Raw genomic sequence first — 9891 nt, forward strand, 5'->3', positions numbered from 1 at the left:
CGCCCACTCGACGAAGATCTTGGAATCCCATGTTCTACGGACCACGCCCCGTACAGGCCCCGCGCCACCACCGGGGCGGCTTGCCCCGGACCCTGCCCCTGGCCCTCGTCCTGACCGGACTTCTCCTCAGCGGATGTGGCATGACCGACAACGACAGCAGCGATTCCCCCGACAACACCGCCGGCGACTCCCAGGAGGCCCGTACGAGCCTTCCCGACGCGGGCACGGCAACGACCGATGACGCGGTCGCCGCCGTGAAGGAGGTGTCCAGCGAGATCTACCGGTTCGCCGGTGTCCCCGGCAAGGCGTCCGAGCCCGGCCCCGGCGTCAAGGAGTGCGCAGGCAAGGACCCGGACACGTACTTCACCGTCTACCACCCCTGGAACTTCGCGCCGTCCAAGCCCGAAGACCTCAACGTGGCGATGGAGAACCTGAAGAAGAAGCTGGACACGGGCGACTGGGTGACCAAGAAGCTGTACCACGACAACAGCCCCAACGAGGCGCTCAACCTGATCGCCGACAACGACGCGAAGAAGGTCAGCGTCTGGGTCGTCCAGTACTCCAAGGACGCGAAACCGAGCCTCGGGATCAACGTCACGTCCGGCTGCTACCAGGTGCCCGAGGGAGAGACGGTCGACCACTTCTGACACCGCGGGGACGAGCCGGGCCCTCGGAGGCGGGTCGCCCAGCGGCCGGTGCCAAGGCCGGACAGTGAGGACGGTGGCGGTGGCGTCCGGCTCACCTCCCCGCACGGCCGCGGAAGCCGTCCGTTCGGGGTTGCCGAAGGCCAGTGCGCAGGCGGCGGCGCGGGAAGAAATGGCCGCCATGATGGTTGAAGACTCCTCCATCGACTCCACCAGGCCCAGCTCGCCCGCGTCTACGACTACCTGCTCGGCGGCAAGGACGCCTACGCCGTGGGCCGGGACGTCGGCGACGTGTTCCTGCGGACCTCCCCGGTTCGGTGGCCATCGCCTTCGCCAACCGCGCGGCCCTGACGCGGGCGGTCACTCAGATCGTGACGACCACCGACGTGCGGCAGTTCATCGACCTGGGCAGTGGCCTGCCGACCGTCGACCCCAGGTACTGGTCCACGGCTGTGCGCTGCTGGAGCGGAACGACCTGACCCGGGGCGTCCGAGCCGACGCACGCGACCCCGAAAGCGTCCGTACCCACCACTCCCAGCGAGTCACGGGCGCGGCCGGCGGCGGGACCGCCAGTCGGCGACGACGGGGAACGGGGAGTGCGCCATTCATCGCCTGGAGGAGTACCTGCCCGACGGGCTCGGGCCGGGAGGGCGAGGAAGCCTCGATGGTCGGTCGTGACCTCGTGGGTCGCGCCGGCCAACGGTGAATGACCTGCTGGGTGGCCCATTGAGCCGTCTCGCGGCCGGGACGGGCGCGCTTGGGATACGCATCACAGTGGGCCCCTCACCTGGCATCGAACGACCAGAAGACGCCGACCTCTTCCGATGAGACGACGATGAACCCGAAGTCGCCGATGAACTCGGTGAGAGGGTTCCAGCCGGTAACCCCGTTCGTGAGATCCGGTGACGGGGTTTCCCTCGCTTCGGAGACGTTGCTGTAGCAGGAGATTCGATCTCCGTACCGGTCGAGCACAGTTCGGGCGTCAGCGAGTGCTGCCCTGGTCTGTTCCTCCGTTCCGACCGGCCCCCATTCGCCATCACCACCAGCGCGTCCCTTCGCCAGCCGGCGAGGGTCCTCGGACCGGTTGCAGCGAAGGTGTACACGTCATCCAGCAGCCGCAGAACGGCGTCTTCCCACGTGACTTGGGTCATGGTTCGCCTTCTCTTGTCGGACGGATCGGTCACAGCGCCGACAGCCCCCCGATGCTCGGTCCTGAATTCGTTGAGCGCCCTTATCCCCACGATCGCGTTCAGGACGGTGCCCTGGCCCAGCTGGGACGCACCGTTCGCAAAACTCTTGCCCAGGCCGTTGACCAGGCCGCCCTTGACGGCGTCCATGCCGACGCCGTCCTTGAGGTTGGCCTCGACCGCTTCGTCGGCATCCTCGGAAGACGCCCGGAATGTGAAGAGGACCCGCGGCCGCATCGGCCCGGGTCCTCTGTACACGTCTCTTTGATGGTGAGTGTCCGAGGGGGGACTTGAACCCCCACGCCCGATAAAGGGCACTAGCACCTCAAGCTAGCGCGTCTGCCATTCCGCCACCCGGACAAGGTGTCCGCCGCCTGACCGGGGGTGTTCCCCGCGGCGACATGGACAACCATACCAAGGTTTCGCAGTGCCTTTCACCTGCGTTTCCGTGCCCCGGGTGGCGGCCGGGAGGACACCGTGGGCGGTGGGTCCGTCAGCAGCGGCGCTTGCGCAGGGCCGCCATGTTGTCGTAGCTGATCTTGGCCTCGCGCAGTGACTGTGCGGGGTCGGTGGCGCTCGGGGCGTTGTCGTCCTCGACCATCGGGTTGCGGTAGTTGCTCTGCCCGACCCGGGAGAAGAACGTCGTGTAGTCGATGTCGCCGGTGCCGAAGGGCACCATGTCGTAGCCCATGCCGTTGGTGGTGTCGACGACGCCGTCCTTGGCGTGGAAGAGCGGGTAGCGCTTGTTGTGGCGGGCGACCAGGCCGGCCGGGTCGAAGACGCTTCTGCGGGTGGAGCCGTCGGGGGCGGTGTACGTGTGGAACTTGTACTGGGCGACGTGTGCCCAGAAGATGTCCATCTCCAGCCAGACGAGCTTCGGGTCGGTGATCTTCAGGAAGTACTCCAGCTTCCGTATGCCGGAGCTGCGGGTCGGCCGTCCCTGGTCGTCGAGCGGGCCGCGGTCGAGGAGGAAGCCGTAGGCGCTGTCGTGGTTGTGGGTGTAGAGCTTGATGCCCTCGCGGCGGGCGATCGCGCCGAGGGCGTTCCACTTGTCGGCGGCCACGTCCCAGTCGGCGCGGTAGGAGCTGCCGGTGGGGTCTCCGCCGGTGCCCATGTGGTCCATGCCGAGGATGTTGGCGATCTCCAGGTGCTTCTTGAAGGCGTCCTTGTCGGCCGTGGTCAGCGGCCAGGAGCCCGGGATGAAGCCGTGGTTGCCCTGGGCGCGCAGGCCGTAGTCGTCGAGCCAGCGGCGCAGCAGCCTGGCGCCCTCGACGGATTCCAGGTCGGCGCCGCCGGGCGCGTTGGCGTGCTGGCGGTAGCCGGCGAACTCCACCTGGCGGTAGCCGTGGCGGGCCAGCTGCCTGAACACCTCGCGGAAGCCGGAGGGCAGGTCGCCGGCGAGGGGGTCGCGGACGGTGGCGTCTCGGACGGTGTAGAGGATGATGCCGCGCTTGTGGGGCGGGACGAGTACGTGGCCGCGACCGTGGCCGTGCCCGTGGCCGTGGTCTCTGCCGCGGTCCTGGGCCAGGGCGGGGGCCGCTCCGAAGACGGGGGCGGCGACGGCTCCGGCCGCCACGGCGGTGCAGGTGCTGAGGAAGCGGCGCCGGGCCACGCCGAGGCTGCGGCGCAGGTTCTCGTCCGGGGTGGCGGATCCGGTTGCGGATCCGGTTGCGGCTTCGGTGCGGGAAGGGTCGGGGTAGAGGGTCACGGGTGGCCTGCCTTCTCGGTCGTGGGCGGCCCCGGGGCCGCCGAGACCTGCCGTTGTCAGTGCTGTGTGTTTCACTCTCGGTAGTCGGAATGCGGCGGCCGTACGGGGTGCGGTGTCAGCCGAGTCCGGCGAGCCGGAGCAGGAGTTGTTTCACATCGGTGGCCGCGACGCGGTCGCCGACAGCGCGGGGGGTGGAGCAGATGAGGAGCGGACCGTCGTCGTCGCTCGCGGGGAGGCGGCCGTGGCTGCCCCGAATAGGTGAGGGGTCGAGGGGCACGACCGCCATGCGGTAGCGCATGCCGAGCTTCTTGCGCGCCAGCGCGGTGGCCGCCTTGACCTTGACGTAGGGGTCGAGGGGGTCCATGAACAGTTCGACCGGGTCGTAGCCGGGTTTGCGGTGGATCTCGACGAGCTGCGCGAAGTCGGGCGCGCGGGCGTCGTCGAGCCAGTAGTAGTACGTGAACCAGGCGTCGGGTTCGGCGACGGCGACGAGTTCGCCGGCGCGCGGATGGTCGAGGTGGTGGGCCTTCTTGCCCTCGTCGTCGAGGAGTTGCTCGATGCCGGGCAGTCCGTCGAGGGCGGCGCGGGTGGCGTCGAGGTCCTCGGGGCGGCGCACGTAGACGTGGGCGAGCTGGTGGTCGGCGACCGCGAAGGCGCGGGAGGCCATCGGGTCGAGGTACTCCATGCCGTCCTGGGTGTGCACCTCGAGGAGGCCGGCGCGGCGCAGGGCGCGGTTGATGTCCACGGGCCGGTTCACGCGGGTGATGCCGTACTCGGAGAGGGCGACGACGGTACGTCCCTCGGCGCGGGCGTCGTCCAGGAGTGGGGCCATGGCGGCGTCCAGATCGGCGGCCGCTTTCAGGGAGCGCGGGTCGTCGGGGCCGAAGCGCTGCAGGTCGTAGTCGAGGTGCGGGAGGTAGCAGAGGGTGAGGTCCGGGTGGCGGGTGCGCATGATGTGGCGGGTGGCGTCGATGATCCACCGGCTGGAGACCAGGTCGGCGCCGGGGCCCCAGAAGTGGAACAGGGGGAACGTGCCGAACTTCTCGGTGAGTTCGTCGTGCAGGGCGGGCGGCCGGGTGTAGCAGTCGGGTTCCTTGCGGCCGTCGGCGTAGTAGACGGGGCGGGGGGTGACGGTGATGTCGGTGTCCGCGCCCATGGCGTACCACCAGCAGATGTTGGCGACGGTGTAGCCGGGGTGGGCGCGGCGGGCGGCGTCCCAGAGCTTGTCGCCGGCGACGAGGCCGTTGTGCTGCCGCCACAGCAGTACGTCGCCGAGCTCGCGGAAGTACCAGCCGTTGCCGACGATGCCGTGCTCGGAGGGCGGGGTGCCGGTGAGGAAGGTGGACTGGGCGGCGCAGGTGACGGCGGGCAGGACGGTGCCGAGCGGGGCGCGGGAGCCGGATTGCCCGAGCGACGTGAGGTGGGGCATGTGGTCGAGGAGGCGGGGGGTGAGGCCCACGACGTCGATGACGAGGAGGGGGGTGGGGTCGCTCATGGGAGTTCCTTCAGGCCGAGGTCCGTCAGGAGGTCGCGGGCGAGGGTGAGTTCGGCGGCGATGCCGTCGGCGAGCTGGGTGCGGCCGCGGGGGCGGAGCTCCGGCGGGAGGGCCTGCCAGGTGTAGGTCTCCACCTCGAGATGGTGGGTGAGCGGGTGCGGGCCGCCGACGAGGCCGGTCAGGGCGGATCTCAGGACGGGGAGTGTGGAGGTGAGGGGTGCGGCGGGGGCCGCGTGCAGCGGGACGTGGAAGTGGGAGCGCCAGGGGCCCGCGTCGGGCAGGGCGTCGCCGGTCAGGGCCTCGTCGAGGTCGTCGGTGCCGCGCAGGCCGGCTGCGGTGGAGGTGCGGGTCTGGTGCAGGAAGCGGGGTTCGGCGAAGGCGGCCAGCGCCTCGCGGACCTCGGGGAGGTGGGGCTGCTCGGCGTGCAGGGCGGCGGAGAGCTGGGACTTGACCACGGGTACGCCGGCCCGGGTGAGGTCGTCCAGGGCGGTGTGCGGGTCTTCGAAGGAGGTGGCGAGGTGGCAGGTGTCGACGCAGATGCCGATGCGGTCGTGGCCGATCGCGGTGAGCGGGGCGATGGCGTCCCGGGTGGTTTCGACGACGCAGCCGGGTTCGGGTTCCAGGGCGACGCGGATGGAGCGCCCGGTCAGTTCCTGGAGCGCGTCGAGGCGGTCGGCGAGGGTGCGCAGGGCGGTGCGGGCTGTCTGCGCGCGCTGGGCGTCGTGGGCGGTGCGCCAGGCGAGGGGCAGGGTGGAGATGCTGCCGTCGGTGACGTCGTCGGGGAGCAGCGCGGCGAGCACCCGGGCGAGGGCCGCGGTGTGTTCCAGGCGCTCGGGGTCGGCCCAGTCCGGCTTGTAGACGCGGTACTTGACCTCCTCGGCGCCGAAGCCCTCGTAGGGGAAGCCGTTGAGGGTGACGACCTCGAGGCCGCGCCGTTCGAGTTCGCAGCGCAGGCCGCGCAGGGCGGCGGGGTCGGCGGAGAGGGCGTGCGCGGCGTCCTTGGCGAGCCACAGTCCGATGCCGAGCCTGTCCCGGCCGAGGCGGCGGCGGACGGGCTCGCAGTGGTCGCGGAGCTGGGCGAGGACGCCGTCGAGGGTCTCGGCGGGGTGCACGTTGGTGCAGTAGGCGAGGTGGAGGGTGGAGCCGTCGGGGTGCTTGAAGCGCATGGTTCACGCCTCCGTGGCGGGGGCGCCGGCCGGCTGCGGCTCGTCCTTCGGCGCGCCGCGCAGGACGGAGTTGCCCTCGTGGGTGGCGTCCGTGGCGGCGACGTCGAGGCGCAGGCGGCCGCTGAGTCCGTAGAAGGCGACGGGGTTGCGCCACAGCACCCGGTCGACGTCGTCGTCGGTGAAGCCCTCCGCGAGCATCAGGTCGGCGACCTTGCGGGTCTTGAGCGGGTCGCTCCTGCCCCAGTCGGCGGCGGAGTTCACCAGGACCCGCTCGGGGCCGTGGGCGCGCAGGATCGCGACCATCCGCTCCTCGTCCATCTTGGTGTCCGGGTAGACGGAGAAGCCGAGCCAGCAGCCGCTGTCCTTGGCCTCCTTGACCGTGGTCTCGTTGAGATGGTCGACCAGGACGCGGTCCATGGGCAGCGCGGACTCGCGGACGGCGTCGAAGGTGCGGCGCAGCCCGGCGAGCTTGTCGCGGTGCGGGGTGTGCACCAGCGCGGGCAGGCCGTGGTCGGCGGCGAGCTGGAGCTGGGCGGCGAGGGCGGTGTCCTCGGCGGGGGTCATGGAGTCGTAGCCGATCTCGCCGACGGCCACCACGTTGTCCTTGACGAGATAGCGGGGCAGTTCGTCGAGGACGGGTGTGCAGCGCGGGTCGTTGGCCTCCTTCGGGTTGAGGGCGAGGGTGCAGTGGTGGGCGATGCCGTACTGGGCGGCGCGGAAGGGTTCCCAGCCGAGGAGGCCGTCGAAGTAGTCGAGGAAGGAGGCCGGGGAGGTGCGGGGCTGGCCGAGCCAGAAGGCGGGTTCGACGACGGCGCGGACACCCGCGGCGTACATGGCCTCGTAGTCGTCGGTGGTGCGGGACGTCATGTGGATGTGGGGGTCGAAGATGCGCATCAGGACTCCTTGCCGTGGGGGTCGTCCGTGCCGTGCGTCTCGGGGGCGGGGGCGATGGCGATGGCGGTGGCGGAGTCGGTCAGGGCCAGGACGCGGTGCAGGTCCGCGGGGACGGGGCGGCCGGCCGCGGTGCGCTCCTCGGCGTAGTCGCCGAGCATGCGGGCGAGTTCGCCGTCGCCGCGGGCGCGCCGGGCCAGGTCCGCCACCTGGTCGAGGGCGACACCCGTGAACAGGCACTTCAGTACGGCGTGCCGCCAGGCGTGGGCGTCCAGGTGGCGGGCGCCGTAGGGGCCGAGGGCGGCGGCGACGAGCCGGGTGTCGTTGGTGCGCAGGGCGTCCTCGACGAGCGGGAGGGCGTCGTCGCCGGGGAGGAGGTGCGGCAGGGCGTGCAGGACGGCGCGGCGTTCGTCGGCGGTGCCCTGGAAGTAGACCCGGGTGAGGGCGTCGGCGTCGGGGCGGGCCGCGTACAGGATCAGGACGCGGGCGGCGTCGGCGTGGGCGGGGCCGCAGCGGCGGCCGGCCTCGGCCAGGCGCAGCTCCCACACGGAGATGGGCCCGTGGGTGCCGGGGTGTGCGGTGGCCTCGTCCAGGGCCTGGTCGAGCCAGGCGCGGGCGGCTCCGTCCAGCCGGCCGGTGAGCCGGCGGTGCAGTTCGGCGGGCGGGGCGAGGGCGGGGGTGGTGCCGTCACCGGGGGCCGCCGGTTGTGCGGTGGTGTCTGCCTCTGCCTCCGGGGTGGCCGGGGTGGCATGGGGGCGGGTCATGGGGTGCTGCTCCCTTCGGGGGTGGCGGAGGGATCGCCGTGCGGTGGGACGGTCTCCGTCTGCCGGGCGGCTTCGCGGAGGAACGGGAGGGAATGGGCGGCGAAGTGGGGGCCCGCGTGGGAGTGGCGGGGCAGTTCGACGACGGTCAGGCCCTGGTATCCGGTGGCGGCGAGGGCCGCGAGGACGGGCGGGAAGTCGATCTCGCCGTCCCCGAAGGGGAGGTGTTCGTGGACGCCGCGGCGCATGTCCTCGATCTGGACGTGCCGCAGCCAGGGGGCGGCCTCGCGTACGCAGTCGGCGGGCGGGAGCGGTTCGAGGCACTGGCAGTGGCCGAGGTCCAGGGTGAGGCCGAGGGGTTCGGGGTCGCCGAGTGTGCGGCGCAGGTGGTGGAAGTCGGCGAGGGTGGAGAGGAGGTGGCCCGGTTCGGGTTCGACGGCGAGGGGGACGCCGGCGGTGGCGGCGGCGTCCAGGACGGGGGTGAGGGTCTCGGCGAGGCGTTTCCAGGCGGTGTCCTCGTCGGTGCCTTCGGGAACGGTGCCGCTGAAGCAGTGCACGGCGTGCGCACCGAGGTCGGCGGCGACGCGAACCGCCTTGAGGAGGAGGTCGACGCGCCGGGCGCGGTCGTCCGGGTCGGGGTCCAGCAGCGAGGGGCCGTGCTTGCGGCGGGGGTCGAGCACATAGCGGGCGCCCGTCTCCACCGTGACACCGAGCCCCAGCTCGTCGAGTCGGTGCACGACCCGGCGGGTGCGGGCGGCGAGGTCGGGGGCGAGGGGGTCGAGGTGCATGTGGTCGAGAGTGAGACCGACGCCGTCGTAGCCGAGGTCGGCGAGGAGGGCGAGGGCGTCGTCGAGACGGAGGTCGGCGAGACCGTTGGTGCCGTAGCCGAAGCGGAGGGGGGTGGGTGCGGAGCGGTTCATCCGGTTCGTGTCGCGGCTCGCGCTCCGGGCGGGGCCCGTCCCCGCGTTCCGGCTCGCGTGCGTGGGCGGGGCGCCGTCGGGGTCGTTCGGGTTCATGTGATGCTCACCTTCCTCAGGCCGGCCCGTCTGGCGAACATGCGGCCGGCCGGGGCGAGGGCCGCGATCAGCAGGGCCGTGGCGGTGGCGCCGGAGCGGGCGGCCAGTGCGGCCTGGAGCGGGACGGTGGCGCGGATGCCGCCGCCGACGGCGCGTTGGGTGAGCGGGGGTGAGGGGTTGAGCGCGGCGTGGACGTAGGGGCGGGCGGCGGTGGCGGCGTAGGCGGCGGCCAGGGCAGGAGCCAGGGCGGGAGCCAGGAGGCCGGGGGCGTCGGGTGGGCTCCCGGGCGGGTTGGAACCCGGCAGGCCGGGGGCGGCTGCTGCCCGTCGGCCTGCCGGGAGTCGGGTGGGGCGGTGGCCGACCAGCCGGGTCAGTGCCGCCGTCGTCGCGAGCGCCGCCAGTGGGGCCAGCACCGAGCCTCCGGTGGTCTCCCGGCGGGAGACGGCCGTGACCGCGAGGGTGTGGCTGCCGAGCAGCGCGGCGGAGGGCAGCGCGGCGCGGGTGCCGGCGCGGGTGCCGGCCCGGACGCCGGCGCCGGTCGCCGCCGCGCCCAGGAGCAGGTCCAGGCCGCGGGCGGCTGCCATGGCCATCGGGCCGGCGGGCGTGTGCTTGAGCTTCAGGTCGTAGGCCCAGACGGTCGCCGCGAGCGGGGTTGCCACCGCGAGGGCGGGGCGTCCCGCACCGGCGGCGAGTGCCAGCCCGGCGCCGGTGAGCAGACCGGCCGCGGTGAGGGCGGTGGCCGGCTTGATCCTGCCGGACGGAATCGGCCGGTGCGGGCGCTCCGCGGCGTCCTCGGCACGGTCCGCCCAGTCGTTCAGGGCCATGCCGGCCTCGTACAGGCACAGGGAGGAGCCGATGGCGAGCAGGGTGCGGGGACCCGGGCGCGCGCCGGCCGCCGCCGCGCCGGCCAGGGCGTCGCCGGGGACGGTGAAGAGGGCGGGCAGGCGCAGTAGTTCCGCCCAGGCGTTTGCGCGGGTCGGCTGCGCGGGCGGGCGCCGTGGTGCGTGTCCGGTTGTGGGCGTG

At 72.5% G+C, this 9891-nt stretch carries 9 protein-coding genes, 1 tRNA gene and 2 pseudogenes; 2 read left to right on the forward strand and 10 right to left on the reverse strand.

Annotated features, from left to right (window positions below; translation table 11 throughout):
• Positions 1–140: 140 nt before the first annotated feature.
• Entirely contained in the window at positions 141–647 is a 507-nt protein-coding gene (locus ACZ434_RS08445) for a hypothetical protein (protein ID WP_468453193.1), read from the forward strand.
• A 169-nt stretch (positions 648–816) separates the two neighbouring features.
• Positions 817–1173 (forward strand): annotated as a pseudogene (locus ACZ434_RS08450) (SAM-dependent methyltransferase); the annotation flags it as partial.
• Positions 1174–1250: 77 nt separating this feature from the next.
• On the opposite strand, the pseudogene ACZ434_RS08455 reads toward ACZ434_RS08450, so the two are convergent.
• The 10 genes and pseudogenes from ACZ434_RS08455 to ACZ434_RS08500 all read right to left on the reverse strand — a co-directional run.
• Positions 1251–1391: pseudogene (locus tag ACZ434_RS08455) on the reverse strand (RNase A-like domain-containing protein); the annotation flags it as partial.
• A gap of 36 nt (positions 1392–1427) precedes the next feature.
• Positions 1428–1616, reverse strand: a complete 189-nt coding sequence (locus ACZ434_RS08460; RefSeq protein ID WP_468453195.1) for a hypothetical protein — start codon at positions 1614–1616, stop codon at positions 1428–1430.
• 490 nt (positions 1617–2106) lie between these two features.
• Positions 2107–2191: transfer RNA gene (locus ACZ434_RS08465), tRNA-Leu, on the reverse strand.
• Positions 2192–2324: 133 nt separating this feature from the next.
• Positions 2325–3539, reverse strand: a complete 1215-nt coding sequence (locus ACZ434_RS08470) for a sugar phosphate isomerase/epimerase family protein (RefSeq protein WP_468453197.1) — start codon at positions 3537–3539, stop codon at positions 2325–2327.
• A gap of 115 nt (positions 3540–3654) precedes the next feature.
• Positions 3655–5034 (reverse strand): nucleotide pyrophosphatase/phosphodiesterase family protein, encoded by a 1380-nt coding sequence (locus ACZ434_RS08475; protein WP_468453199.1) that lies wholly within the window; start codon positions 5032–5034, stop codon positions 3655–3657.
• Positions 5031–6200, reverse strand: coding sequence for a metabolite traffic protein EboE (gene eboE / locus ACZ434_RS08480; RefSeq protein WP_468453201.1), 1170 nt, complete (start codon positions 6198–6200; stop codon positions 5031–5033). Before eboE ends, ACZ434_RS08475 begins: the two co-directional genes overlap by 4 nt.
• Positions 6201–6203: 3 nt before the next feature.
• Entirely contained in the window at positions 6204–7094 is an 891-nt protein-coding gene (locus tag ACZ434_RS08485) for a TatD family hydrolase (RefSeq protein WP_468453203.1), read from the reverse strand.
• Positions 7094–7855: an EboA domain-containing protein gene (locus tag ACZ434_RS08490; RefSeq protein WP_468453205.1), complete on the reverse strand. Its 762-nt coding sequence runs from the start codon at positions 7853–7855 to the stop codon at positions 7094–7096. Before ACZ434_RS08490 ends, ACZ434_RS08485 begins: the two co-directional genes overlap by 1 nt.
• The gene (locus tag ACZ434_RS08495) at positions 7852–8772 is read right to left on the reverse strand and encodes a sugar phosphate isomerase/epimerase family protein (protein WP_468453686.1); all 921 of its coding nucleotides are present in this window, start codon (positions 8770–8772) and stop codon (positions 7852–7854) included. The genes ACZ434_RS08490 and ACZ434_RS08495 overlap by 4 nt, the downstream gene beginning before the upstream one ends.
• Positions 8773–8864: 92 nt before the next feature.
• Positions 8865–9891, reverse strand: a 1027-nt coding sequence (locus ACZ434_RS08500; RefSeq protein ID WP_468453207.1) for an SCO3242 family prenyltransferase, incomplete at its 5' end; no start/stop codon positions are given.

Source organism: Streptomyces sp. NPDC030893 (assembly GCF_055571535.1).